Source organism: Marinobacter nanhaiticus D15-8W, assembly GCF_036511935.1.
Taxonomy (GTDB): Bacteria; Pseudomonadota; Gammaproteobacteria; order Pseudomonadales; family Oleiphilaceae; genus Marinobacter_A; species Marinobacter_A nanhaiticus.
Window position 1 is genome coordinate 2103325 of the sequence record NZ_AP028878.1, and the last position, 26804, is coordinate 2130128.

The window sequence follows — 26804 nt, forward strand, 5'->3', positions numbered from 1 at the left end:
TGCTTGCGATATGAAAAAGAAAGTGATGCACCACTCATATTTTAATGTCGACTGCAAAATCGTCTGCTAATCTGAGAGACAAGTCTGTTTTTCGGACTCGTTTCTTCAGACTGCATATCCAAGGAATGGAGAATTCCAATGAAAAACTTCATATTGGGCTATAAAAGGCCCTGCTGGCTTGCGCTACGTACTTCTATTGCTTTTTTAAGCTGTCTGTTCCTGAGTGGTTGCTTTGAACCACTCTATCCGAAGGATGGTGAGTTAAAGGCGAGCATCCGTTACACCACCAATGGCGTCCCGCACATCAAGGCGGGTGATCTGACTTCTGCTGCATTTGGGGCAGGTTACGCTCAGGCGAAGGACAATGTTTGTCTGCTCGCGGAGGCTTTCGTTAAAGCCCGGAGCGAAAGGGCAAAATATTTCGGCCCCGGTCCTGACAACATGAACGTCATAAGCGATTTTTCGTTCAAGGCTCAGGGTGTTATCGGCGGTGCACGTGAAGATTACTCCACATTGTCCTGGCGGAACCGTGCCCTGATTGATGGCTTCACTGCGGGTTATAACAAGTATGTGGAGGACACACCGGCATCGGATTTCCCGGCAGAATGCCGTGACCAGCCTTGGGTCAAGTCGATCGAGCCCGCCGACCTGATCGCTTACTACCGGATTATCGGGCAGTATGCGAGCGGTGCATTGTTTGCGTCGGGTGCGACCTTCCTCGCCGTGCCTCCCGGCGTATCCCCTGCACCGGTGCCTGCAATGGCCGGTACGGCGTTGGATTACGACGCCCAGCGTGTGGCCGGTGGCGCCAACGCATTGCCATCCCTGCGAGCAAGCCTGGAAACCGGGCTGGCCAGCAACGCCTGGGCTATCGGCCGGGACATGACGGAGCAGGGCCGCGGCGCGCTCTTGTCCAACCCCCACTTCCCCTATACCGGCCATCGTCGGCTTTACCAGATGCAGATGACCGTGCCGGGTTACCTGAACATCAACGGCGCGGGCTTGTTGGGTACGGCCATTCCGCTGATCAACTTCAACAAGAACCTGGCTTGGTCCCACACCAATTCCGCCAGCCGTCGCTTCACGTTCTACGAATTGACGCTCAAGTCGGGCGATGACCTGACCTACATAAAAGATGGTGAAGAAAAGCCGATTACCACCAAAACGTTCGAGATCGAAGTGGCTAATGGCACGCCGACACCGATGGTTTTGGAGCGGACCTTCTATTACTCCGAGTATGGACCGATGATCTCGGCGAATGCCGTGACCGGCGGCGGGCTACCGAAGTGGGGCGGGACCAACGCGCAGGGTGCGACGGTCGCCTATACCTATCGGGATGCCAATGGGGACACCAGCGACTTGCTGGGAACCTGGTTGGAGATGAGCCGGGCGTCCAACCTGAAGGAATTCCAGCACGTTTTCCGTGGTTGCGGCTCTACGCTCTGGACCAACACCATCTACACCGATGATCGGGGAAATGCGTTCTACATCGATAGCAGCTCTGTGCCTAATCTCTCGGCAGAGACCCTGGCTGTGATCGAGGCCAAGCGTAACGCGAGCCCAGCCTATAATGCGCTATTCCAGGCCGGCTTGACGCTACTCGATGGAAGTACATCCCGCGACGACTGGGTTAAAGGGAAGTGCGATGGCCTGGTTCCCTATGAGTCGATGCCAAAGCTGTTGCGCACGGACTGGGTACAAAACTCAAACGACAGCCACTGGGCAACAAATCCGGATCAGTTCCTGACTGGTTACTCGCCGCTCTATGGTCCCGAGCAGAGCCCTCTTGGTCCGCGTACCCGTCTGGGCATCAAGATGCTGCAGAACCCGCTGGAACACGGTCTTGACCCCAGCACCCCTGCGCCTGGCGGGCAGGACGGACGGTTCAGCGCGAGGGAACTCACCGGCGTTATCTGGAACAACCGGGCCTGGTATTCCGAGCAGTATCTAGGCGAACTCCTTAACCGGTGTGAAGCCATTGCCGGTAACCCGGTTAACGTGCCGGACGAGATTCTGCCGACCAATCCGGATCTGGACGGCGGCCCCAGGACAGTTTCCGATGGCTGCGCAGCGTTGGCCAGTTGGAACGGCACCTATGACCTGAACAGCGTCGGTGCGCATGTGTTCCGGGCATTCAACGATGTCTATTTGCGCAGCTTCCCGGACGATCTGCAGACACCGTTTAACCCGGCCAACCCGGTGTACACGCCCGCGGATCCCTCGAACGACCAGGCTGGAACACCGGATGATCCGATGCTTCAGTCACTGGCGGCCGGCTTGATTGTGTTGGATGCCGCCGGTATCGATCCTGCGGCGGCATTAGGTGACGTGCAATATTACCAGCCTACCGGTGGCGTACCGCCTGGAGGCGATCCCTCTGGTGTGGTCGAGCTGAGCCCGGAGATCCCCTGGCATGGCGGGGATGCGGACATCGACGGTGCATTCAACGCGACGGACGTAGCGGATTCGCCCTACGCCGAAGACACGGTGATTCCCCGCGAGAATACGCCGGCCTTCCGCGACGCGGCCGGCAACCGGTTTGCCGGAGGCCTATCAGCCAACGCGGGCGAAGGCTGGAATGTCTCGCAGGGCTCCACCTGGATCGTTGGGCTGGAGTTTACCGACAACGGCCCCGAAGCCTTTGGGCTGTTGAGCTATTCGCAGTCGACCGATCCGATGTCACCTTATTTTATCGATCAGAGCTACCGCTACTCGGAGAAGGATTATCGCGAAATCCTGTTCACGGAGGATGAAATCATGGCCAACCTGCTTCCACAGGGGGAGGTTACTATTTCGAGCGAGTTGCTTTCAGACGAAGACTAGAGTTGAGATTGCTCTCTACCCAAGAAGCCCCGGTTCTGCCGGGGCTTTTTTATGCCCTCCCAAGTCCAGACCCTACCAAAATGTCGTGCACGTCTTTAACGATGTATTGACTAAAAATTAGTTAAGTCATTCAGTTGCAGCAGGAAATATCAAAAACTGAATAGTGAATCACTTTTTGGTGTGACCGTAACCAAGCATCTGCTAGGCTGGAAAAGAGTCCTCCATGGGCTCCTTCTAACGACTAATAAATCCAAAAATGGAAGGCCAAAATGAAACATTCCAGATTGGGGTTCAAAGCACCCGGTCGGAGTGGGCTGCAAGCGCTGGGCATCGCCGTTGCGAGCAGTTTCCTCCTCAGTGGCTGCTTTGACGGCGACAGTTCCTCTGGTTCAGATGACACGGCAAGCGATCCGCTCTTTCCCGAAAACGGCCAGTTGCAGGCCACTATCAGACGCACGACCAACGGCGTTCCGCACATCAAGGCGGACGATCTGTCCTCTGCAGGTTTTGGTGCCGGGTACTCGCAGGCCCAAGATAATATCTGTCTCTTGGCGGAGGCTATCGTCAAAGCCCGGAGTGAGCGGGCTAAGTATTTTGGGCCTGGCTACGACGTAACGTTCGCTCCGGGCCAGTCGGTGGGCTTCAACATCATCTCTGATTTTAGCTATAAGGCTCAGGAGATCTACAGCGGGGCCGAAGAGCAGTTCGACTCGTTAAGTGACGAAAGCAAGGCGCTGATAACCGGTTTCTCCGAGGGCTACAATAAATATGTTGTAGAAACCGATCCCTCTGATTTTCCGGAGGAATGTCGTGATCAGCCCTGGGTCAAGGAGATTACGCCCGTAGACCTCTTGGCTCATTATAGAATTGTTGGTCAGTATGCGAGCGGCGCACAGTTTGCGACTGGTGTTGTATTTCTGGCCGTACCGCCCGCGCAGTCTCCTGCGCCTCGGGTAGTTACCGAAGTCTCTGATTCCTCAAGAATCGACAATCTGATGCAACAGGTAGTCGATACCGCTAGGACAAGCGCTGGCTCCAAGCAAAACTTTCAGGATACTGGTCTAGCCAGTAATGCGTGGGGCGTTGGCAGGGAAATGACCGAGCAGGGTCGTGGTGCCTTATTGGCTAACCCCCATTTTCCTTACACAGGACACCGCCGGCTCTATCAAATGCAAATGACGGTACCTGGTTATTTGAATGTCAACGGGGCAGGGTTGTTAGGGACCGCAGTTCCGCTTATCAGCTTTAACGAGCACCTTGCCTGGTCGCATACCGTGACGACCAGCCGTCGATTTACTTGGTACGAGCTCAAGCTCAAGCAAGGCGATAATCTAACCTATGTCAAAGACGGCCAGGAAAAGCCTATTACTTCCAAAACGCTTCGTATTGAAGTGGATATGGGTATGGTCGAACCGGTGACTCTGGAGCGCGAGTTTTACTATTCGGAATATGGTCCGATGCTGGCTGCTAATGCAGTAAGCTCAAAACTACCCGGGTGGGGAAGCAATGGCGCTTTGACCGGTGCTCCAGCTGCTTATACGTACCGTGATGCGAACGCCGATACGCCCAGGCTCCTGGATACGTGGCTGCAGATGAGTCGTGCTTCCAACCTGACGGAGTTCCAGAATGTCTTCAAGAACTGTGGGTCGACGCTCTGGACCAACTCGACTTATGCCGACGATCAGGGTAATGCTTTCTATATAGATAGCAGCTCGGTACCCAACCTTTCCGAAAAGTCGATCGCTATCGTCAATCTATTCCGATCTCAAAATGCGGATTATGCTGAATTGTTCGATAACGGCGTGACTCTATTGGACGGAAGTAGTTCAGTAAATGATTGGGTAGAAGGCGAGTGTGAAGGACTCGTTCCGTATGAGGATAAGCCAAAGCTCCTGAGAGCAGATTGGGTTCAGAATTCCAACAGCAGCTACTGGGCAACCAACCCGGACGAGTTCCTGACGGGGTATTCTCCCTTGTTTGGTTCCGAGGAAAGCCCAATCAATCCGCGTACGCGTCTTGGTATCAAGATGCTGCAAAATCCGCTTGAGCATGGTCTTGATCCCAGTACACCCGCGCCGGCAGGTCAAGACGGCAAGTTCGGAGCGGAAGACCTGATTGGTGTGATATGGAATAACCGGGCCTGGTACTCCGAACAGTTCCTGGATGAGCTATTGAGCCGTTGCGGCATGATCGCCAGCACGCCGGTCAACGTACCGGACGAATTACTGCCGGCTGCTCCCGACCTCGCCGGTGGTACCAGAACGGTAGCCGATGGTTGCGCAGCACTAACCAACTGGAACGGTACTTACGATCTGGATAGTACCGGCGCACATACCTTCCGAGCCTTTGTTGATGTTTATATGCGCAGCTTCCAGAATCATCTTCAAACGAAGTTTGATCCTGAGAACCCGGTCTACACGCCGGCTGATCCTTCCCCAGTTGATGCAGGCACGGAAAATGATCCGATGCTCCAGTCACTTGCCGCTGGTTTGGTGGTCCTGGACGCCGCTGGTATAGACCCGGCTGCCAGGTTGGGAGACGTGCAGTACTATCAGCCCACTGGTGGCGTCCCGCCCGGAGGCGATCCCAATGCAGTAGTGGTTCAGAGTGCGCCAATTCCTTGGCATGGCGGAGATGGGAACGTCGATGGTGCATTCAACGCTATTGGCGTGGTCGATTCCGACTTCGCGGAGGATACGATTATTCCGCGTGAGAACACGCCTGAATTCAACAGCAGTGAGGGAGTCCGCTTTGCAGCGGGTGTCTCTGCGAATTCCGGGGAAGGCTGGAAAATCGCTCGCGGCACCAGCTGGCATTTCGGCCTTGAGTTTACCGACAATGGTCCGGAAGCCTATGGCCTGGTGAGCTACTCACAGTCCAGTGATGCTATGTCGCCGTACTTCACCGACCAAAGCCAACTGTATTCCGAGAAGAACTACCGTAAGTTGTTGTTCACAGAGTCGGAGATCATGGCAAACCTGTTGCCACAGGGAGAGGTAACGATCTCCGGCAAATAACTTCTAGGCAAAACCTTCAAGGCCGGCAGACGCCGGCCTTTTTTCGTTTGCAACACGGGCAGAGCAAGAAACGTCAATTCTAGTGGGAGGACTGAGGGAGGTTGCTAGTCACTTCTTGAGTTGGAGTGCCGGGCAATTGATCTTCGCTGACTATTCGGTTCCGACCTTGCTGCTTGGCAACGTAGAGCGCTTCGTCAGCGCGGGCTATCGTATCTTCTATGGTCTCCCCTTCGCGATATTGAGCAACGCCGAGGGACACCGAAACCCTGAGCCCATCCTTGATGTGGTCGAACGGCAGGCCATGTATATTTTGACGTACCCGATCAGCCTTTATGCAAGCCCCATCGAGCGGCGTCTGGGGCAGTACTAGCAGAAATTCTTCACCACCGTAACGGCCAAAACAGTCGATTTGTCGAAGGTTGTGATTCACGGTCTGGGCCACTGTCCGCAGTATGTTGTCGCCGGCCTGGTGCCCGTAGGTGTCGTTAACCTGCTTGAAGTAGTCAATATCGAGGATGCAGATACTGAACGGCCCCTGTGTACGGCTGTAGCGGTTCGATTCCTCGCTGAGCACCTCGAAAAGCCGCCGCCGGTTAAATACGCCGGTGAGTTCGTCAATGTTAACCAGCTCCCGGATACGCTGCATGGCATCTTGCAGTTCCTGGTTCCGCTCGCGCAGCTTTCCCCGCAATCCACTGATAAAACCGCCTATCATCGCGATCTGACCCATGACGAGCATGAATCCCAGCATCTGGATTACCTCGACAGATCTGGAGCCCATCAGCACTTCCGGCTTCGTTATCCAGATAGCGCTCATCAAAGCGCCATAGAGGAGGAAGAACCAGAGGCCTACCAGCAGGAACTCACGGGTACGCAAAGCCAGGATGCCATACAGCGCCGGGACCATGGCGATTAGCAGGAATACCGCGCGTGCCTGCCCATCTTCCAGGAAATACATGACCCATATTGGCGGCAACAGGGAAATCACCATCTGCAGCCCCGTCATCGCCGGATCCTTGAATCTCAGGTTCAAGTTGAAATGTATAAGTAGAAAAAAACCGGCGTTGATAAGTAAGGAAAAGGCCAGGAATTCGAAGACTACCCTGAGAGGAACCATGCCGAAGTACCAGCACAGCACGACGATCGTGAGCGTAACCTGATAGGAAATGAAGGACATGCCCAAACGGCGCTTCCGAAGCTTCTGATCGGTAGCGGAGCTGTCAGTCCTTTCAATAGTATTGTTGTTTTCTCGGGCTTGCTTGGCTTGGTCGGAGATCATTGAAGTGTGTCGTTTAGATTAGCTAATTATTGTTGGTTGAAGTGTAGCTAAATTCGAAAATCAAAAACGTAATCTTTTTTAAAAGGTGAGGACGGTGATACCCGTTAATCGGTAGCGTTAGTACTCTGGCCTGTTAAGGCGAAAATATTTGTGACTGTTAAAAGCGCAAACAAAAAAGCCCCTGATGAATGTCAGGGGCTTGGATAAAAGTAAGAACTAGTTAGAGCTATTGCAATCACTCATCTTGGTCGAGAGCGTTCTCTACCGTGTCGCTTGAGCCAAGTACATTCAGGTTGGCGACATTGCCGGGTGCTGTAGTGGTGAGAACGGGTACATCATTTATAGTCAACGCCGTTTGACGAACCATCTCGGCAAAAGCTGCGACAGTGTTTGAACCGCCTGGACAGCGAAGATCTTCCGGGTCAGCCTGCGTCTGCGGCCCTACGAACGTTCCGTGGTTTGCATCGGCGCAAGGGTTGTCGCCGGCAAAGAAGGATGCTGCAGGCAGGGCCCCTTGGTTGGCTGATGAATTGGAAGTGACCAGTGATACGCCTGTACCGTTGGCCAGGATGCCTGAGTTGCCCTCTGATCCCAGGTCAATCAGGGCCATCAGTGGCTCTGTTCCGGCAAGGGGAGCGGAGAACGCATTTCCAAGCGGATTTACGTTAGCTTCGTTGGGAACCGTATCGTCTCCAACAACTTCAGAGATAAGGATATTTCTGGTCGAAGTCCCGAGATCTTTGGCAAATGAGACTGGATCGGTCGAATCCATCACAGACTGGAAAATGTAGAAGAAATTCTCGAAGTCTGCTGAGCCTTGGCTAACCCCCTGAGCAGCCAGGCCTCCAAGGATGCGGGAAGACAGCGCCGGGGAGTTTTCTATCAGTCGCGTCACCTGACCACCGGTATTGTGGAGGCTGACTGAGAACATCGCAGGGTAGTCGAAAGATGCCGTTGCAGGATTCTGATCGTAGAGGCCGTTGAGAGTCGCATTCAGCACCGTATTGTTGCTGAGGGAGGCGAATGTCGTCCCCGATATGCCACCGAGTGAATGCCCAACGAAGTTGACTTCGCTACCTGCCAATACCCCCGCAGTACCGTCCAGCGCGAACGTCTGAGTGGAGGCGGCGACATTCAGGAGGTCGACAACACCCTGACGGAGGTTGTCACGGCTATTAGCCATGTTGAGCGGGTTGATAAACAGGCTGCCTGAACTTACAGAGGAAAGATTGGCCTCGACAGGCTGAAGTTGGCTGTTGGCCGTGTAATAGAAATGCCGTTCGCCAATGTAATCGGCATTGATCAAAGCCTTGAGCGCGTCCTCAGTCTGCTGGGGAACACCTCCTGAGATAACGGCGTTGACGGTGTTCTTGAGTGCCTGAGAATCAAGAGGGTCGAGGCCTGCAACCGTGCCAGCGGAATCGCCAGCCAAACCATGCAGAGGCTGGTCAATGGCAATAACAGTTTGGCATGCCTGGTTGGCGAGCAGTATGCCCGGAAGCATCGACACACTGCGATCTACCGTGATGCCGTGCTGGAAAATGGTGACTCCATTGGGCAGGTTAGCATCTACGCATGATGCAGGACGCTCGGGTTGAGGTGTTCCTGAATCTTCTATTGCTGGGTGATAAGCCACGATGGGTACCGTGACTGTTGCGCGTTGCTGAGGGAAGGGGAAATAGCCATTCACATTAAGCTTGCCATCCGTATCGCGGAGGAACTGGAATATAGGGCTCCCACCTCCGGTCAGCTCGTCGTTTAGATTTGCTTCGAGATCAGTGCTGCCGGTCCAGCTACCGTTAACGATGCCTGCCCCGCCATCGCCAGGAAGTTGCTGGAAGTAGGGTAGAGCAATAGCACCTTGTGATACCCGCACTTGAGTAGCTGCCGCCACGATAGAGTTACCTGGATCTGTAGCTGCGATACCCTGAATGGTCGCCAGTGTACTGGCGGGTTCAGATGGATAGAAAAACGACGGGCGTGGTTGTGGAACGTGAATGGTCGTCGCCACTTGCGATGTAATAGCGGCCTCGATGTTCGGCTGGATGGCCTGTGCCTGGCCAAGCGCAGTGATGGCTTGAAGCTCCTGGGTGGTCAGGCTGTTTGCATAACTGGGGTCCGCCTGAAGCTTGGCAGCCTTTTCCCCTAGCTCAGCCAGTTTGGCAGTGAGCTCTGAGAAGTTGAGGGTTGGATAGTTGTCCCGAACCGCTTTTAGTTGAGCGGTAAAAGCAATTTTTTGTCCCAATGCTGTCAAGTAGGTGGCGCCGTTCGCATCACTGGGAATGGCCGCCGCCGGAGCAGTCATGGCTCGCAGCACATCCATCTCAGAGTTAGTGGTGAACGTATAAGAGATGGCGGATGAGCCTGGGATACCTCGAGCTTTCAGGAATCCATTACCCAGAGAGTCCAAACTTTGCAGTAGTGTTTTGACTGTACCGAGGGCTGGGTTACCCAGTTCACCGTCAGCCAGGGCTTTATCCTGAACTGCACGGTCGATCGGCTTGCCGTTGGCGCCCTTAACACCTGTGGTGACAGTAACCAGGAACTTCTGATCCTCCGCCAGTGGCTCAAGGGGGACGATGCGGATTGCGTTGTTTTGTCCACCATCCAGGCTTACGACTTCCACTCTGACATTGGGCTGAACATCAGGATCGGTAGAGAAAGGATTATCGGAATTGATCCCGCTTGGGTTCGTTGGTGGAAGGGCATTGGGCGCCGACGCAACGGCCGGCTTAACGTTTAGCGGCAGTAAAAAAACGGTTTGGTTAAGTGCTACGGTATTCGGGTCGAGTGAACCATCGAACCTAACGTTAAATGCGCCACTCGTTGAAAACCCGCCCAGCCGACGAACGGCGTCATCTGCAGGTGACGTTCCGCTAGATGTGCCGGTGAAATCGAAATTGGCTGACTGTGAGGCGCCGAGCAATAGGATAAGGTCAGAGTTGATAGGAAACTCTGCATCGGATACGAGAGGGTTGGGATTATAGAGCGGCCGTACAAGACTTCTATCGATCGTTGTATCGGTAATATCGTAATCCGGATTCGCATTTTTCCCCGAAGAGCCGTCATCAAGACAGCCGGAAAGTCCAACGGAAGACGCCACGGCAAGGCTTATTAGCGTTTTTTTGAACATGGGTGGAACCTTTTCCTGTTGTTGTGTCGTTATTGTCGGCGCTGACCGGTTCGGTTTGCCCGATAAGCCGTTCGTCAGCTGCCTATATTGTCTGAAAACCTGTGGGGTAAACCGGTCTTTCAGTCGTCCCCTGGCCAGCGCTGGTTTCTATCACTCTGACTATAACGAAAGAAACAGAAACCTGTTGATCGCTCTAAAGTGTGATTCTTGGTGGTGACCGCGGGCCTGTCTGAAAAATAGATCGCACCTGCGGGTTTGTCGAGTTGCAGAGCCTGTTCTGCCGCCCCTCTAGCTTTAACGATTCCAAGCCGTTCGGGGCGAAAGCGATTCGTTTGGATTTCCAAGCACGGGATCGATCAATCGAACTGGCTGAAGTCCGGTTTCCGCTTTTCCTTGAAGGCGGCAAAAGCCTCCGCCGCTTCGGCAGATTTCAGCCGTTCTCCGAAAAGTTCGCCCTCGGCCAGAAGGGTGGCGCTGAGTGTTTCCTTATTAGGACGGGTGATCAGGGCTTTGGTGGCGCGGATCGCGGCCGGTGGTTGGGCGGCAAGTGCCTTACAGGTGTCGAGGGCTGTCTGTTCGGTTGTTTCCGGCTCGCAGATGCGATTGATGAGGCCGAGGCGATCTGCCTGCTCCGCGGTAAACGCACCGCCCAGCATCAGTAATTCACTGGCGCGGGCACGGCCCAGCCACATGGGCAGCAGCAGGCTCGAGCCGCCCTCCGGGCAAAGGCCCAGGTTGGCGAAGGGCATCTGGAATCGGGTGTTGGAACCGGCGAACACCAGGTCGCAGTGAAGCAGCATGGTGGTCCCAATCCCCACGGCAGGGCCGTTAACGGCCGCGACAACAGGTTTGGCGGCGTTCGCCAACCCGAACAGGAAACGGCCCACCGGGGTGGACTCGAACTCGCCGGGCAGACCTTCGGCGAAGTCGCTCAAGTCGTTGCCGGCAGTAAAGCAGTCGCTGGTGCCGGTAAACAGGGTGCAACGAATATCTGCGTCGTTTTCTGCATTCTGCAATGCGTCCGCCAGCGCAGTGTACATGGCGTGGTTGAGGGCGTTCTTGCGCTCGGGACGATTGATTCGTACCACCAGAACGCGGTCGTGGCGTTCGGTCTGGATCAGTTCGCTCACATTGGGCTCCTGCGATTGTTGTCGGTTGTTGCGGGATTAAAGCCAAAGTTGCCGGTCAATTGCAAAGATATCCTGCAAGTTACCGGGCCATCCCGCCTTGTTGAAATCTGGGGTTCGCCACGGTCAACCCATAGGCGGCGCTTACCGTAACCATACGCTGATTCAAACGATCTAATCGGGTAAACTACGGCGCAATTTTGCATCGATGACGGTACAACCCTTTACTGTTGGCCGCCTTCGAGGATGAAAAAGAAGTCCCCAACTGATGAGAGCCAACATGACCACAGTGATTCGCCAGGACGACCTGATTGAGAGCGTTGCCGACGCGCTGCAGTTCATTTCCTACTATCACCCGAAGGATTTTATCCAGGGTGTGTATGAGGCCTATCAAAAGGAAGAGTCCCAGGCAGCCAAGGATGCGATGGCCCAGATCCTGATCAACTCCCGCATGTGTGCCCAGGGTAAGCGCCCGATCTGCCAGGACACCGGCATCGTGACGGTTTTCGTCAATGTGGGCATGGACGTGACCTGGGACGCGGATATGCCGCTGGACGACATCATCAACGAAGGTGTTCGCCGGGCCTACACCCATCCGGACAACGTACTGCGCGCGTCAGTGCTGGCGGATCCGGACGGCAAACGCCAGAACACGAAGGACAATACCCCGGCCGTCATCCATTACAAGTTGGTGCCGGGCAACACTGTCGACGTCCATGTGGCAGCGAAAGGCGGTGGCTCCGAAGCCAAGTCAAAGTTCGCCATGCTCAACCCGTCCGACTCGGTTGTGGATTGGGTGCTGAAGATGGTGCCCCAGATGGGCGCCGGCTGGTGTCCGCCGGGCATGCTGGGTATCGGCATCGGCGGTACCGCCGAGAAGGCCATGGAGCTGGCGAAGGAGTCCCTTTTGGATCCGATCGATATCCATGACCTGCAGGCGCGCGGTGCGTCCAACCGGGCCGAAGAGCTGCGCCTGGAGCTGTTCGAGAAAGTGAACGAGCTGGGCATCGGTGCCCAGGGTCTGGGTGGTCTGACCACGGTATTGGACGTGAAGGTCAAGGACTATCCGACCCACGCTGCCAACAAGCCGGTTGCGATCATTCCCAATTGTGCCGCTACCCGCCATGCGCACTTTGTGCTGGACGGTTCCGGTCCGTCTCTGCAAACCCCGCCGAGCCTGGACGACTGGCCCGAGATTACCTGGGAAGTGGGCGATGATGTTCGCCGCGTCAACCTCGACACGGTAACACCTGAAGACGTGAAGGACTGGAAGCCGGGCGAGACCATCCTGCTGTCGGGCAAGATGCTGACCGGCCGCGACGCTGCGCACAAGAAGATGGTGGACATGCTGTCCCGCGGCGAGGAATTACCAGTGGATATGAAAGGCCGCTTTATCTATTACGTGGGCCCGGTCGATCCGGTCCGTGAGGAAGTGGTCGGTCCTGCCGGTCCGACGACGGCAACCCGCATGGACAAGTTCACCCACACCATGCTTGAGAAGACGGGCCTAACGGGCATGATCGGCAAGGCTGAGCGCGGTCAGGTTGCGATCGACGCCATTAAAGAATTCGGCGCGGTATATTTGATGGCGGTAGGCGGTTCAGCGTACCTGGTATCCAAGGCGATCAAGAATGCTGAAGTCGTGGCTTTCGAGGAACTGGGGATGGAAGCCATCTACGAATTCGAGGTCGAGGATATGCCGGTCACCGTTGCCGTAGACTCGAAAGGTAGCTCGGTTCACCAGACCGGCCCGGTAGAGTGGCACGAGAAGATTATCGCCGCCAAGGCTGTCTAAGCCGGCTCAAGCAATACCAACGGGGCTCACGAGCCCCGTTTTTGTCTAGACCTCCCGCAACCACTGGCGCGCGCTCTCTAGCTCACTCATCCTGAACACACGCAGCTCCATATCCAGGAAACGAGACATAAAGCGCGCGAAGGGGCCAATCCAGCCGGAGTCCGAAACGACCGCACAGTGGGTGAAATCTTTCAGGTGTTCCCGGTCGAAGTTGATGGCGTCCTTCAGGATAGACATGTCGAAACCATCAAAAGCCTGCACCACTTCGATGATCTTCACCTTGCCGTGCTGGCGGATAAACGCCTCCATCCGACTGGCGATATTCTCGAAATCCGACGCGGACACTCTGCCTTCAACCTGGATTTCAACGGTTTTGTCCTCGGGGTATTCCACGTATTCCGTCGCCATGGCTCTTCCTCCCTTCAATGTCTAACGGAACCGCCCAATGATTTGCCTACGATGAACAGCTGATTTGCATATGCTTGCCCCAATCCGGAGGCAGGGCTGCATAGTGTTCGTTATCCGGCTGTTCGTCGTAAGGCCGTTTCAGGACGTCCAGCAGCTTGTGGGCTGTTTGGTAAATACCCTGTTGGGCATCCTGGATGGCTTCCTGGGCAAGATAGTTGCGCAGGATGTACTTCGGGTTGGTCGCGCACATTGCTGCGTCGCGCTCCGCCGGGTCCCGGTTTTCCGACGCCAGGCGCTCTTCGTAGCGCTCCAGCCAGCGGTCGGCGACGCTGCGGTCGACGAACAGGTCCCGCACTGGCGCGTTCCCCCGGGTGTGGCGTGTCGACAAGCCGCGGAAAAACAGGGTGTAGTCGATGTGATTCTCATGGAGCATGCTGAAGAGGTCCATGATCAGGCTCATATCTTCTTCGCCTTGCTGCTCAAGCCCGAGTTTCTTCATCATCACTTGCTGGAAACTGCTGTTGTAGACGGTTTCATAGCGTCGTAAGGCGCGGCGCAGATCGTCCTCATCCATGATATTGGTCAGGCTCTGGGCGAGGAGCTGGCAATTGGTAAACCCGATTTGCGGCTGCTGGTTGTAGGCGTAACGGCCACCCTGGTCGGTGTGATTACAGATATAGCCCGCATCGAAATCATCCAGGAAGGCGTAAGGCCCATAATCGAAGGTATCGCCAATGATCGACATGTTGTCCGAGTTCATCACGCCGTGACAGAAGCCAACTCCTTGCCACTGGGCAATCAGGCGGGCAGTGCGGCTGACGACGTCTTCAAGCCAGCGCACGTAGCGTTCCGATTCGGGCACTTCGAGTAATTCCGGGAAGTGCATCTCAATGGTGTGGTCGAGCAATGTTTTTACCGCTTCCGGTCCTTGGTGATAGGCCGCGTACTCGAAATGGCCGAAGCGGATATGTGTCTGTGCGACGCGCATTAAAGCGGCTGCGGTCTCGATTGACTCGCGCATGACCGGGTCCTTGGCAGTGATCATGAACAACGCCCGGGTGGTGGGAATGCCCAGATGATGCATGGCCTCGCTGCAGAGGTACTCGCGCAGGGTAGAGCGTAACACCGCACGGCCATCGCCAAATCGGGAGTAGGGCGTCATGCCGGCGCCCTTGAGGTGCCAGTCCCAATGGCGGCCGTCCGGACCATAGCTCTCCCATAGCAGCAGGCCACGCCCGTCGCCGAGGTCCGGGTTGTACATGCCGAACTGGTGCCCCGTGTATTTCATGGCGATGGGTTCCATGCCTTCCAGCAGTTCCTGGCCGGCACCGACGCGGGTCCAGTCCTCTTTCTCGCCGGGGTCGATCCCCATCTCACGCGCCAGCTCATCGTTGAAGCACACCATTTTCGGCGCTTTCAGCGGTGTGGGCTGAACGTGGCTGAAGAAGTGCTTGGGGAGCTTGACGTAACGGTTATCGATTCGGAATGAACTCAGGTCAGTCACCATTGAGTTGGTATGCAACATGTGAGCGCTTTACGGCGATCTCATCGATTGTTCTGGTGCCGCAAACCCGGCATATCAAGTGGGGTTTAAGTTGTATGCTCTAAATCCACTATGCACCCTTGCGAAAAGCCTACACAAGGAGTGGCCTATGAAAACACACCTCCCCATCGTGGAGCGGCTGTTTCAAACCTGGCATGTGGCTCTCGGTGAGCATTTCGAGGCTTATCGCAATCACGTCTACCGGGTTATCAATCTGACTCACCATTTTCATCCAGCGATAACCGACGATGAAGCCAACCTGCTGCAAGTGGCTGGCGCCTTTCATGACATCGGCATCTGGCTCGATGGCAATTTCGATTATCTGGAACGGTCCGCCGACCATGCCTGTGCCTGGCTGGCTCGGTACCCGGATGTCAGTTCGCGTTCGTTGGAGTCCGAGCAGCGCGTCGTACGTAACCTGATTCGCCACCATCACAAGGTGCGCCCGGTTGACGATTCAAATCCCATGATAGAGGCCTTCAGGAAGGCCGACTGGACGGACGTTACCGGACTCTATTTCCTGGCGAACCTGCCAAAAGTGGAGCAGCGTGAATTGATGGCGCGATTCCCCGAACGGGGCTTCCGACGCGCGTTGGCGCGTCTGGCATTTGGCCATGCCCGGCGTAACCCCCGTTCTCCTCTGCCGATGGTGAAGTGGTGACCGCCAACACTGTCGCCAAACTGTCACGAAAACCCTGTTGAATGGGAGGGAGAAGGCGAAATCCGTCTGCCGTCTATGGCTGCGTGATCATCCTGGAGGCGCACCGCATTGAGCGTAGAAGCATGGGGTTGGAATCGATGATGCTGCGTCAGATGAACCTGATGCGGTCAGTCCTGGTGCGACCTTGGGCGCGAAGGGCTTCGCCCTCGTTCCCGGGCAACCTTCCCGCCAAGCCGCAGGGCCCCGCTTCAGGCAAGCCGGCAAAAGCACCTCGAAACTGAAGTAGAGGCGGTCGAGGTAAAGAAGCCGTGCCAATGCGGGGCATATGAGGTACGGGCTGAGCTTATTGGTTAGAATTTGCGACCATGAGCAGCACATCCCTTCCAACAATTCTTACAAAGCCGCGAATCCTCTTGCTATCCGGTTATGACGCTGGCAGCCACAAACGCTGGCGAGAGCAACTGGTCGCCAGTCAGCCTGATTTCGATTGGCAGGTTCTCGCTTTGCCCCCACGCTACTTTCGGTGGCGCATTCGCGGCAATGCCCTGAGTTGGCTGGATGCGCCTGAATTTCAGGCACCTTGGGATCTTATCGTCGCCACCTCCATGGTGGACGTGGCCGGGCTGCGGGCTTTTCATCCTGCCACCAGCCGTACGCCGGTGCTGTTCTACATGCACGAGAACCAGTTCGCCTACCCGGATTCCGGTGACCAGCACGCCAGTATCGATCACCAGATGGTCAATCTCTACAGCGCTCTCTCCGCCGATCACGTCGCCTTCAACAGCGATTGGAACCGCCGCAGTTTTCTCGAGGGTATCGATCGCCTGCTGGCTCGCCTGCCGGACGCGGTGCCCGCGTCCGTATCCGATCGTATCGCTGGCAAGTCCAGTATCCTGCCAGTGCCGATCGCGGACGCACTCTTCACCGAACGTGCCCAGCCTATCAACCGTTCGTGTCCGCATATTCTGTGGAATCACCGTTGGGAGTACGACAAAGGCCCGGATCGGTTGCTGCTGATCCTGCAGGCCCTCAAGGATCGGGGGCAGCCGTTTCGTCTTAGCGTCGTGGGCGAGCAGTTTCGACGCCGGCCCGATACGTTCGAGAGCATCTACGCCGAATTTGCCGAGCACATCGAAGATTGGGGATTTGTCGCTCGGCAAGAGGATTATCATTGGCTGATGCGACGTGCCGATGTTGTGGTGTCGACCGCGCTGCACGATTTCCAGGGGCTGTCGATGTTGGAGGCGATGGCTTCGGGCTGCCTGTCGTTGGCGCCGGACCGTCTGGCGTACCCGGAGTATATTGCCGAAGGACAGCGCTATCCCAGTCTGCCTGATCAACCGGAGTGCGAAGCTTCCGGGGCTGCGGAATTACTGATAGGGCTCCTGCAGGCACCGCCTGTTGGGAGTGGCGTTGAATCCTGGCGATTGTCCTCTCTCCAGGCCCGGTACCAGGAGTTGCTACGATTTATGATAAACGCAGGACGCGGTAACTGAGATGCTTGGTCCATCCTGACCAACCGATCGATCCCTTTTAACAATCCCTTCTTTTCGCTAACGACGCTGTTGTCCCCCCAAATACGTCGCCTGTCACAGAGCTCGTCAACGTTTTAATCTATATATTAGTCAGTTATCTACGGCGGACTAGGGCGATATGTCTATCTCGAAAGTATGTAACTAAATTGAGCCTATTGTAATTATTAAATAAATGTAAAATCGCGTGAAACGGATCACCAAAATGGCTCATCCGCAAGCGGATAATGGAAGTCATCGACAGCGCTGCTGAAGCCAGGACGGCGGGCACTGTTGGTAGTGAGATGTTGTAGCCCGCGCAAGCTTGGGGTGGGTAAACGAGGCACGCACCATGAAGAAGAAATTCCAGCATTTGGTTGGTCGATTCAAGACCGCAAGTCAGAAGAACCAGAAAAGAGCCGCCCCTCTTCAGAAGCCGTCTCCGGCCGTCTCGAAGACTCAGGCCGCAGACGACTGGGATATGTCCCCCCAGGACGCCCTGCAAGTCGGCATCGTCGCTCGTTATAAATAAGTCTCTCGGCTGTCCGGATACCCAGATGTCCATGTCCAACACCGGCCAGTGAGCCGGCGTTCGACTTTGGCGGGTTGCTGTGAAAAGATAATTCTTGAGCCAGGAGATCACAGCATCTTCAGGCTAACCTTTGTGTTCACAGCACTGTCTGGTGATGACGACTGCAACTGACTCGCCGCCCCGCCTTCCGGAAAATCATGAACATTCCAGGAGCAGATTCGGTCTGGTCCTTGCGCTCAGCGCGCTTGCCCATGTCCTGGTCATAGTTTCCTCTCCCCGTCAGTTCTGGCCTTCGGAAACGACTGAGCAGTCCGAACCTGTCACCGTCCGCATCGAAATCGCACAGCCTCAACCTGCACCTGAGCCGGAACCGGTTGTGCCGGATCGTCCTGAACCCGAACCCCAGCAACAGGCTCACCTTCCGCGTCACAATGCCGAGCAGACCGACCTGCGCGGCACGGATTTCGAATCACCCGTTGAGGAAAAGGTACAGGCGGGGGAGAAGCCCGAACCCAAGCCGAAAGTGCAGGCGGAGGACGATTCGAAAACGCGTCTTGCCGAGGAGGAACAGAAGGAAGCTGCAGAGCCTGCGGCCAAGCCGGAATTGACGACCGAATCCGCCCGGCAATCCATCGCCGAAAAGCAGACCGAGACGCCGAAGAAACCGGCTGGGATGGAAGATCTGTCGGACGAGGCGTTGGCTGGAGCCAACGCCGGCTCTCCGGTCAGCGAGCTGGAAAATCGCCGTATCCAGATGGTCAACCGGTTCCTGGCACGCATGCAGGCCCAGGTGGACCAGAGGTTTCGCAAGCCCCTGAACGCCCGGTCGTACCAGGAAGGGGAGATCGCCTTCGAGCTGGACCCATCGGGCTATCTGTTGTCCGCCCGAATCATTGAATCAAGTGGCAATACCCTGCTCGATGCCAGCGCACTGGAAGCGATACGATCGGTACCGCGGTTCGACGTGCCCGAATCGGCGCTCGTGACTGCCCGCTACTATCGGCACCTCACCTTCCGCTATACCGGTGAGTAGGACTTAACACGCTCATACAGGTAAAGTAACGCCCTCATTCAAGATATAGAAAGCTTCGCCATGCTCAATACCCATGATGTACTCGTTCGTAATCGCGAGGCGGTCAATGGCCGGCTCGGGTTGATTGGCCTGACCGACGCCGCGGTTCTCCCGGAATTGCCCGCAGAGGGCGGGATCGTGATGACGGAGAACTATGGCATCTACCGAAGTTGGTCGGGCCTGGCGAAATGGAGGCCCGTTTTCGGTTATCGGGATGAAGCCCTGGCGGCGGATTCACTGGATACGGCCGTCGTTTTCATGCCCAAGTCGCGACTGGAGCTGGAACTGCGCCTGGCCCTGGCTGGCCATATGACGAAAGCCGGCGGACAGCTGTTGCTGGTCGGCGAAAAGAAGGAAGGTATCGCCAGCGGCGCCCGTGTGCTCGAAACCATCATGCCCAATGCGTATAAGATCGACAGCGCCCGCCATTGCCAGGTCTGGCAGGTTGAAGTGCCGGCAGGCATGACGGGCTTCGACCTCGATGCGTGGCTGAGTTGGCACCACGTCCAGGTCAATGGGAGCGAGCTCGCGATCGCTGGTTTGCCGGGCATATTCAGCGATGGTCGTCTCGATGAGGGAACGGCGCGCCTGCTCGAGTCTTTTGGCGACGTCGTTCCCACTGGGAAGGTGCTGGACTTTGCCTGCGGTGCCGGCGTGGTTGGGGCCTGGCTGGCGCGGAAGGCGCCTGACATCCGGCTCGATGCGGTGGATGTGCAATTCCAGGCGGTGCATTGTGCTCGGGAAACCTTCGGCCGTGCCGGCATGCAGGGGCAGGTCTGGCCGTCCGATGGGCTGTCGTCCGTAGAGGGGCAATACGACCTGCTGGTCAGCAACCCGCCATTCCACACCGGTGTACGCACGGATACCTCGATGACCGAGGCGTTCCTCCGTGATGCGGCCAAGCACCTGGTCCGGGGTGGCGAGCTGCGTATCGTGGCAAATACCTTCCTGCCGTATCGCGACTTGATCCAGCGCTATATCGGTCCTTGCGAGATACTGAGTGAGGACAAGCGATTCAGCGTCTATAGGGCCATTCGTCGTTAGGCCTTCGCCATTCAATCATTCATCTGCAGTCAGGAGATTTCTGCATGATTATCGACTTCACCACCATGCCCGCCGATCGCGTCTATCACTGCATGACCCAATCCATTATCCCGCGACCGGTGGCCTGGGTGTTGTCCGAAAACCCGGAGGGTGACTACAACCTGGCGCCATTTTCCTTTTTTACCGCAGTAACGGCTGACCCGCCCATGATCATGCTGTCGGTAGGTCGCAAGCCCGACGGCGGTTTCAAGGATACACGGGTGAATATCGAAGAGCGCAAGAAGTTCGTGATCCACATCGCCCATAGTGAGATGGCTAAGGCGATGACTGAAACTTCCCGCAGCCTGCCCCACGGCGTTTCGGAAGTGGCGGAGAACGGATTGAAAACGGTTCCGTTCGACGGCTTCGAATTGCCACGGTTGGCAGACTGCCGGATCGCCATGGCCTGTGAACTGTTCCAACTGCAGGAACTGGGGCCAAATCGCCAATCCGTGATTTTCGGCCAGGTTCAACAACTCTACGTCGACGACGCTGCCGCAACCCGGGACGAGAAAGAGCGGCTGCGCATCGATGCCAACGCCATCGATGCCATCGGTCGGCTGGGCGGAGGCGAGTACGTCACTTTTGGCGAGGTGATCACGATCCCGCGCCCGGCCTGAGTCGATTCTCTCCTGGAGTCTGAGCCATCAGGCTCCGTAATAGCCAGGCGTCCGCTCGTTGGCTGATGGCTGATGCCGCACCAAACCCTCATCCTGGAAGTGGGTATCCCACCAGCACTGGGGCAATTGTTCATCCGAGGGGAAGACCAGATCCTGCTTGGTAAAGGGCTCTGGATCCTGGGTTTCCTCGCCCCAGAGGAATTGGCCGTCGACTTTATCCTTGAAGGGATTGGTCAGGGTGGTGACATCGGCGACTTCCACCAGGTGACCGGTTCGCGCGTGTTTCAGAAGCATGCGTACCTCCTCATACGGGCTGTCTGATTCAGCAGAATCCTGCCTTTATCCGTTGGGTCCTTTTTCTCCAACAGACGTGTTAGTCCGGAACGTTTTAGTCAGCGTTTCAGTCAGGATAGTCTCACGAACCTTACGTTGTACATCCCGCACTGGTTCAAAGACCATGGCGGGAGGTCAATAGCTCTCCGCAGTCTTTCACGGAAATGTCCCAGATCTGTCATAGAGGTGTCATTGCCTGACGCGACGCTGGCGGTGACAGTTTCAAGGCGGTGACATAGCGATTATGGGAGGCTGAGGTTCCTGATGCTTCAATACCGGAGTGTTTTCATCTCGGACGTTCACCTGGGTTCGCCGGATTGCCAGGCGGACTACCTTCTGGACTTTCTCGACAACGTACGGTGCGAAACACTTTACCTGGTGGGTGATATTATCGACCTGATCGCCATGCAGCGCCGGGTGCACTTTCCGAAATCCCATCAAGAGGTTGTACGGCGTCTGGTTCGCCTGGCGTCAGCGGGGACGAAAGTGATTTATGTGCCCGGCAACCACGACGAATTCCTACGCAACTTCTGCGGTCAGACTCTGGCCGGTATCGATCTCCGGCACAAGGTTGTCCACACGGCCGCGGATGGGCGCCGCTTCGTGGTCTGTCACGGCGACCAGTTCGACCAGGTGGTTCGCTGCAGTCCCTTCCTCTTACTGGTGGGCGATCGGGCCCATGGTTTCCTGCTCAAGTTGAATCGCTGGTACAACGTCTGGCGTCGGATGCGTAATAAGCCCTATTGGTCCCTGGCAGCCTGGGTAAAGCCTCGCATCGGTAAGGCTGCAGCCTTTATCCAGCGGTTCGAGATGGCGGCACTGACCGCGGCAGAGCGCGGACAATATGACGGTTATATTTGCGGGCACATCCACTCTGCCGGCTTCCGGCAGAGCACCGGTGGTCTCTATTGCAACGACGGGGATTGGGTGGAGCACTGCACAGCGCTGGTTGAGGGCTTCGATGGGGTATTGGAAATACTACACTGGTCCGAGCGCCCCCATATCGTCGAACGCGAACCAGAGCGGGTTCCTTCCCGCATCCCGGAATGGCACCCGGGAAATCTGGGCGATACATTATCCGGTAGCGCCGCGGCAAGGATGTCGCGGCACTAGTACCGTGCCGATGCTGGTTTGAAATGGTTTCAGGTCGCTATGCACCGGGCTTCGAGCGCGAGCGCTTGAGCTCGTCGCGCATTTTCAGCCGGGCTTCGCGGCGCATATCCGCCTCGTGGAAGCGGCGTTTCTGACCCTCGGTCTCGGGGACCACCTCAGGTACGGCGACCGGCTTGCCGGCTTCGTCCAGCGCCACGAATGTGAAATAGGCGGATATGATGTGCCTTTCCTCCCGGGTATAGCTGTTCTCGGCAATGACCCTCACACCGATTTCCATGGATGAATTCCAGGTCCTATTCACCGAAACCTTGAAAACCAGCGTATCGTTGCCCTTTGCCGGGGCCCGGAAGGCGAAGGAGTCGACGGCGGCCGTCACACAGACTCGCCCCGAATGACGCTCGCCCGCGACCAGACAGAGCCGGTCGCACTTCGCCATGATCATGCCGCCGAAGGCTGTCTGCTGGGCATTCAGGTCATTGGGAAACACCTTGTAGACGTGACTGTCGATAGCGGATGCAGAAACGGGTTTGCGTGATATATCAGTCATGGAAAAAGCCTTGAGGAATCCTTGGCATTTAGACGCTAAACTAACAATAAATGTCGCATCTACAGGTTATTGATGTCCCTGGCCAAACCAGGGGTGTCGCATCGAGTCGGGCCGGAACGAAGCGTAAGTACGCAGCCGTCATTAGGGAACACGTACGAAGGATAGCGCACCTTGCTCGATTATGACTCCCGGTCGCCATGGATTGGACGGGAACCAATTCAGGTGAGGTCGTCAGGATGAACGACTCTCTCAAGAGAGTTCAGGTTCCAACTATAAAAAACAATCTGAAGACTCGTCTTACACTGGCGTTTGGGCTTCTCACCGTTACGCTCACGCTACTCGTTGTAGCCTATGCCCAGGACATAGCGGTGCGTGAACTGCGTGAGCGTGTGGGCGTCAACCTCCAGGAAGTTTCGCAACAGGTGCGGGACAAGCTGGAGATGGGGCTGGAAGAACGCTACCTCGATCTGACGGTAGCATCGAGTATCCTCGCGCCCGAAATCGAGGTCGGTTCATTCGACGGGGTACAGGCTATGGTCAATGCCTTGCATATGACCTTTGAGGATTACGCCTGGATCGGATTTGCCGCCCTGGATGGTGATGTGCTGGTAAGTACCGGCGATATGCTCGAGGGCATTAACGTTGCTCATAGGCCCTGGTTCAAGGCCGCGCGAAGCGAGCCTTACCTGGGCGATGTGCATCGTGCATCGCTGCTTGATGCCATCCTCAACGCGGACGGCGGGGAGACCCTGAGGTTCGTCGATGTAGCGGTGCCCGTACGTTCTGCCGATAGCGGTGAGGTGCTGGGAGTCTTGGGGGCCCACCTCGACTGGGAATGGGCGCGTAAGCTGGAAAGCGCCATGCTCTCGCCCCTGGAAAACCGACTGGATGCGGATTTACTGGTTGTTGGCCAGGACTCGACCGTGTTGCTTGGCCCGCGGGGCCTCGAGGAGACGCTGCTTCACACTCGCTCCGTGCGCCAGGCACTGTCCGGCCGTTCAGGTTATGGCGTCGAGATTTGGAGCGACGGCGTTCGCTACCTGATCGGTTACAGCCAGACCCGCGACAGCCCCAATTTTGAGGGCCTCGGGTGGGCCGTCCTTGTCCGCAAACCGGTCGCCAGCGCTTTCGAACCCGCCCAGCATATTCGTAACGGCATCATTATCGCAGGCCTGGTGGCGGCCGCACTTTTCTGCCTGTTGGCCTGGCTTACAGCCCGGCGTGTATCACGGCCTCTGCTGGAGATGACCCGGGAAGCGGAAGCGATCGAGATCGGCGCACGCCATTCAGACATTGCCGTGCGTGACGACTTCGAAGAGGTGAGCGTACTGTCGCGGGCATTCAACCGAATGGTGCGTGGGCTCAGGAGCAAGGAAAGCGAGCTACTCAAACTCAATATCACCCTGGAAGAACGGGTGGCATCGCGCACTGAGGACCTTGAGTCTGCAAACCGCGCCTTACGTGAGGAAATTGCGACTCGGGAAACGCTTCGGGCCGAACGCGAGCGGATGATCCGCCAGCTCAAGGACCTCGCCAATACCGATGTCCTCACCGGTATCAGTAACCGGCGTCATTTTTTTGAGGAAGGGGAGCGGGTACTCAAGCGGGTTGAGCGACGCCACACCAAAGCTGCCGTCATCCTGTTCGACGTGGACCATTTTAAGCGTATCAATGATACCTATGGCCATGGCGTGGGCGACGAGGCACTCAAGCATTTGGTCGAGATCGCCAAACGGGCCACTCGGGACATCGACCTCCTGGCGCGTATCGGCGGCGAGGAGTTTGCTTTGCTACTGGAGGACGAAACCGGCGAGAACGCCGGGGACATCGCCGAGCGCCTGCGTAGTATGGTGGAAACAACACCGCTGGCCCTGCCTGATAAGGAGATCCATATGACGATCAGTCTGGGTATCGCGCGCATTGGAGAGTGTGAGGTCCCGACTCTGGATTTGCTCCTGGCCCACGCTGATCGCGCGCTTTATCGAGCCAAGGAGCGCGGCCGGAACCGGATAGAGCAGGCTTCCACCTGCGGCCCTGATCCCGTTTCCGAGGATGGTCGGGGCAAAAAAAAGCCCCTGGGGTGAGGGGGCAAAGAGATCAGCTTCCAAGAGAAGGTGGGCACAACCTGAAACTATTCCGGGCCCTGCTCGTGACCTTACGGGGTCTGCCTGGGTTTGAAAGAGTCCTGCAACAGAAAGTCCTCTCAAGTAGACTGCGATGCCTACAGGAGGCTCGCAGCCAGCGGGCATCCCTGCGTTCATTCGCGTCATGCTTATGGCTCAACCGTATCGGCAATTTTTAGAGTAATCAGCCTAGGAAAGTGTTGGTGTCGTCACAAAACGAAATGCTTTGGGAGAGTGGCCGGTTGCGTCTCGAGCGACCGGGCAAGGGCCAGCGCGACCTGCGGGCGTGGGACGCCGCAGATCCCCAGTTGGTCGAACAGGCGATGGTTCAGTTGGACGCAGTCCGGTCCGAATCGCAAGTAAATCCCCGCGTGGCCATTGTGGACGATAGCTTCGGTGCCCTGACATTGGCCTTGGGCCAATATGGTCCGATCAGCGTGGCCGACAGCGCGCTGTTGCAACCGTCGGTCACGATCAACGCCCGCCTCAATAGTCTGGAGGTTCCGGAGATTGCAGACTGGCGAATGCCGCCCGATGGGTGTTTTGACATCATAGTCCTCAAGATTCCGCGCCAGGTGGACTATCTCGAATACCTGCTGCGCTGGGTGAATGCCCACCTCGCGCCGAATGGGCGGTTGATTGCGGGCGGTATGATCAAGCATCTGCCAGATCGCTGTGCCCAGTTGTTCGAGGCGTTGATGGGATCAAACGAGCCCCTGCGTGCCCGCCAGAAGGCACGGGTCATCCTATCGCAACGGGGGACGGCTACGCTGGATGACTGGGACGGCCTTTGGCGTGGCTACACGCTGTCCGGGGGAGTAGGGCCAGTAAAGGCCTTGCCGGCTGTATTCGCACGGGAGCGGCTGGATATCGGCAGTCGGGAGTTTCTACCCTACGTTGTCTCGGCCATTGAATCGTTACCCGACGGAGCCAGGGTGCTGGATCTGGGCTGTGGAAATGGCGTGCTGGGACTCTCTGCCCTGGCGGCCCGGGATGATATTCGAGTTACATTCGCCGATGTTTCCAGCCAGGCCGTGGCCAGTGCTGAGCAGAACTGCTACGACAGCGGGTTCGGCGAGCGAAGCCGGTTCCACCATACTGACGCAGTGCCGGTGGGCGAGCGTTATGATCTCATCCTGTGTAACCCGCCATTCCACGAAGGTGGTGCCGTCGGCGATCATATTGCGCTGCGCATGTTTCGCCAGTCCGCAAAAGCACTCTCCGGACAGGGGCAGCTATTGGTCGTGGGCAACCGCCATCTGGGGTATCACGTCAAGCTACGCAATACCTTTCGTCAGGTGCAGCAGTTGGCGTCTTCACCCAAGTTCGTGGTGTTTGCCTGCCGTCATCGTTGAGGCGGCTTGTCGTATCCCATACGGGCAAGGGTGTCGACGATGGTTTGGGTCTGGCTGTCGATCTCGATATTGACCTGATCTCCCCCTGCCAGGTTGGCAAAGGTGGTGACACGCAGCGTTTCCGGTATCAGGTGAACATTAAAGGTGTCCTCGGTCACCGTGCCTATGGTGAGGCTGGCGCCCTCGACGGCGATATAGCCTTTGGCAAAGATGTACTTCATCCAGTCTTTAGGCACCTGGAACGTGAGCGTGAGGTTGTTTTCCGAGGCCTCGACACGTCGGACCGTAGCTGTGGTGTGCACGTGACCAGAAAGCAGATGCCCGCCGATCTCGTCGCCGATGCGTGCGGCGCGCTCGAAATTGACCCGGTGGTCCTCTTTCAGGTCGCCAAGGGTGGTCAATCGCAGGGTTTCCTGCATGGCATCGAAGTAGAGATGGTTACCCTGCTGGCGGGTGACGGTCAGGCACGTACCATTGATGGATACCGACGCGCCGATTTCGACCCCCTGGACGCGATCTTCCGGGAATTCCAGTACCAGGGTAGAGAGGCCAGGACGTTGATCGACCGCAACCACTCGGGCCTGACCTTGAACAATACCGGTAAACATGATGACTCCAGCGTCGGTTGGGCAGAGGCCGTAGGATAGCGAGACGCTCCCGGTCTGCCAAGCAGCGCGCGATCGGTAAAGGAATGCTCAAGTCATGTGTCTTGCTGCCGATACCTATAGT

At 56.7% G+C, this 26804-nt stretch carries 20 protein-coding genes; 12 read left to right on the forward strand and 8 right to left on the reverse strand.

Features of this window, described 5'->3' with window-relative positions:
- Positions 1 to 138 precede the first annotated feature (138 nt).
- Together RE428_RS09480 and RE428_RS09485 are read left to right on the forward strand one after the other, a co-directional pair.
- Positions 139 to 2823 carry a penicillin acylase family protein gene (locus RE428_RS09480; protein ID WP_004581763.1) on the forward strand — a complete coding sequence of 895 codons (2685 nt, stop codon included), beginning with the start codon at positions 139 to 141 and terminating at the stop codon, positions 2821 to 2823.
- Positions 2824 to 3092: 269 nt separating this feature from the next.
- Entirely contained in the window at positions 3093 to 5840 is a 2748-nt protein-coding gene (locus RE428_RS09485) for a penicillin acylase family protein (protein ID WP_004581764.1), read from the forward strand.
- A gap of 79 nt (positions 5841 to 5919) precedes the next feature.
- On the opposite strand, the gene RE428_RS09490 is transcribed toward RE428_RS09485, so the two are convergent.
- The 3 genes from RE428_RS09490 to RE428_RS09500 form a co-directional block, all read right to left on the reverse strand.
- Positions 5920 to 7119 (reverse strand): GGDEF domain-containing protein, encoded by a 1200-nt coding sequence (locus RE428_RS09490; protein WP_004581765.1) that lies wholly within the window; start codon positions 7117 to 7119, stop codon positions 5920 to 5922.
- Between the two features lie 235 nt (positions 7120 to 7354).
- Positions 7355 to 10252: an MECDP-synthase gene (locus RE428_RS09495; RefSeq protein WP_004581766.1), complete on the reverse strand. Its 2898-nt coding sequence runs from the start codon at positions 10250 to 10252 to the stop codon at positions 7355 to 7357.
- A gap of 356 nt (positions 10253 to 10608) precedes the next feature.
- On the reverse strand, positions 10609 to 11382 hold the full coding sequence (locus RE428_RS09500) for an enoyl-CoA hydratase (protein WP_004581767.1): 774 nt from the start codon (positions 11380 to 11382) through the stop codon (positions 10609 to 10611).
- Positions 11383 to 11659: 277 nt separating this feature from the next.
- Between RE428_RS09500 and RE428_RS09505 the strand changes: the two genes are divergently transcribed.
- Complete coding sequence (locus tag RE428_RS09505) at positions 11660 to 13174, forward strand: fumarate hydratase (RefSeq protein WP_040882604.1); 1515 nt, start codon at positions 11660 to 11662, stop codon at positions 13172 to 13174.
- Between the two features lie 45 nt (positions 13175 to 13219).
- Here RE428_RS09505 and RE428_RS09510 read toward each other — a convergent pair whose 3' ends face one another.
- Together RE428_RS09510 and RE428_RS09515 are read right to left on the reverse strand one after the other, a co-directional pair.
- Entirely contained in the window at positions 13220 to 13582 is a 363-nt protein-coding gene (locus RE428_RS09510; RefSeq protein ID WP_004581769.1) for a SpoIIAA family protein, read from the reverse strand.
- Positions 13583 to 13628: 46 nt separating this feature from the next.
- On the reverse strand, positions 13629 to 15107 hold the full coding sequence (locus tag RE428_RS09515; RefSeq protein ID WP_004581770.1) for a protein adenylyltransferase SelO: 1479 nt from the start codon (positions 15105 to 15107) through the stop codon (positions 13629 to 13631).
- 127 nt (positions 15108 to 15234) lie between these two features.
- On the opposite strand from RE428_RS09515, the gene RE428_RS09520 reads away from it, so the two are divergent.
- The 6 genes from RE428_RS09520 (at position 15235) to RE428_RS09545 (ending at position 20604) form a co-directional block, all read left to right on the forward strand.
- Positions 15235 to 15786 (forward strand): HD domain-containing protein, encoded by a 552-nt coding sequence (locus RE428_RS09520; RefSeq protein ID WP_004581771.1) that lies wholly within the window; start codon positions 15235 to 15237, stop codon positions 15784 to 15786.
- A gap of 365 nt (positions 15787 to 16151) precedes the next feature.
- Positions 16152 to 17282 carry a tRNA-queuosine alpha-mannosyltransferase domain-containing protein gene (locus tag RE428_RS09525; RefSeq protein WP_051079793.1) on the forward strand — a complete coding sequence of 377 codons (1131 nt, stop codon included), beginning with the start codon at positions 16152 to 16154 and terminating at the stop codon, positions 17280 to 17282.
- A gap of 367 nt (positions 17283 to 17649) precedes the next feature.
- Positions 17650 to 17829, forward strand: a complete 180-nt coding sequence (locus RE428_RS09530; RefSeq protein WP_040882606.1) for a hypothetical protein — start codon at positions 17650 to 17652, stop codon at positions 17827 to 17829.
- 376 nt (positions 17830 to 18205) lie between these two features.
- Positions 18206 to 18862, forward strand: a complete 657-nt coding sequence (locus RE428_RS09535; protein ID WP_169334073.1) for an energy transducer TonB family protein — start codon at positions 18206 to 18208, stop codon at positions 18860 to 18862.
- Positions 18863 to 18922: 60 nt separating this feature from the next.
- Positions 18923 to 19945, forward strand: a complete 1023-nt coding sequence (locus RE428_RS09540) for a class I SAM-dependent methyltransferase (RefSeq protein WP_004581774.1) — start codon at positions 18923 to 18925, stop codon at positions 19943 to 19945.
- A 44-nt stretch (positions 19946 to 19989) separates the two neighbouring features.
- Complete coding sequence (locus tag RE428_RS09545; RefSeq protein ID WP_004581775.1) at positions 19990 to 20604, forward strand: flavin reductase family protein; 615 nt, start codon at positions 19990 to 19992, stop codon at positions 20602 to 20604.
- Between the two features lie 27 nt (positions 20605 to 20631).
- Here RE428_RS09545 and RE428_RS09550 read toward each other — a convergent pair whose 3' ends face one another.
- Entirely contained in the window at positions 20632 to 20898 is a 267-nt protein-coding gene (locus RE428_RS09550; protein ID WP_004581776.1) for a hypothetical protein, read from the reverse strand.
- Between the two features lie 303 nt (positions 20899 to 21201).
- Between RE428_RS09550 and RE428_RS09555 the strand changes: the two genes are divergently transcribed.
- Complete coding sequence (locus tag RE428_RS09555) at positions 21202 to 22050, forward strand: UDP-2,3-diacylglucosamine diphosphatase (protein ID WP_004581777.1); 849 nt, start codon at positions 21202 to 21204, stop codon at positions 22048 to 22050.
- Between the two features lie 37 nt (positions 22051 to 22087).
- On the opposite strand, the gene RE428_RS09560 is transcribed toward RE428_RS09555, so the two are convergent.
- Entirely contained in the window at positions 22088 to 22597 is a 510-nt protein-coding gene (locus tag RE428_RS09560; RefSeq protein ID WP_004581778.1) for an acyl-CoA thioesterase, read from the reverse strand.
- A 368-nt stretch (positions 22598 to 22965) separates the two neighbouring features.
- Here RE428_RS09560 and RE428_RS09565 point away from each other — a divergent pair, with 368 nt between their 5' ends.
- Together RE428_RS09565 and RE428_RS09570 are read left to right on the forward strand one after the other, a co-directional pair.
- Positions 22966 to 24681: a sensor domain-containing diguanylate cyclase gene (locus RE428_RS09565; RefSeq protein WP_004581779.1), complete on the forward strand. Its 1716-nt coding sequence runs from the start codon at positions 22966 to 22968 to the stop codon at positions 24679 to 24681.
- Positions 24682 to 24923: 242 nt separating this feature from the next.
- Positions 24924 to 26075, forward strand: coding sequence for a class I SAM-dependent methyltransferase (locus tag RE428_RS09570; protein ID WP_227500233.1), 1152 nt, complete (start codon positions 24924 to 24926; stop codon positions 26073 to 26075).
- On the opposite strand, the gene RE428_RS09575 is transcribed toward RE428_RS09570, so the two are convergent.
- Positions 26066 to 26683 (reverse strand): riboflavin synthase, encoded by a 618-nt coding sequence (locus tag RE428_RS09575; protein ID WP_004581781.1) that lies wholly within the window; start codon positions 26681 to 26683, stop codon positions 26066 to 26068. The two genes, RE428_RS09570 and RE428_RS09575, sit on opposite strands and share 10 nt — an antisense overlap.
- Between the last annotated feature and the right edge of the window lie 121 nt (positions 26684 to 26804).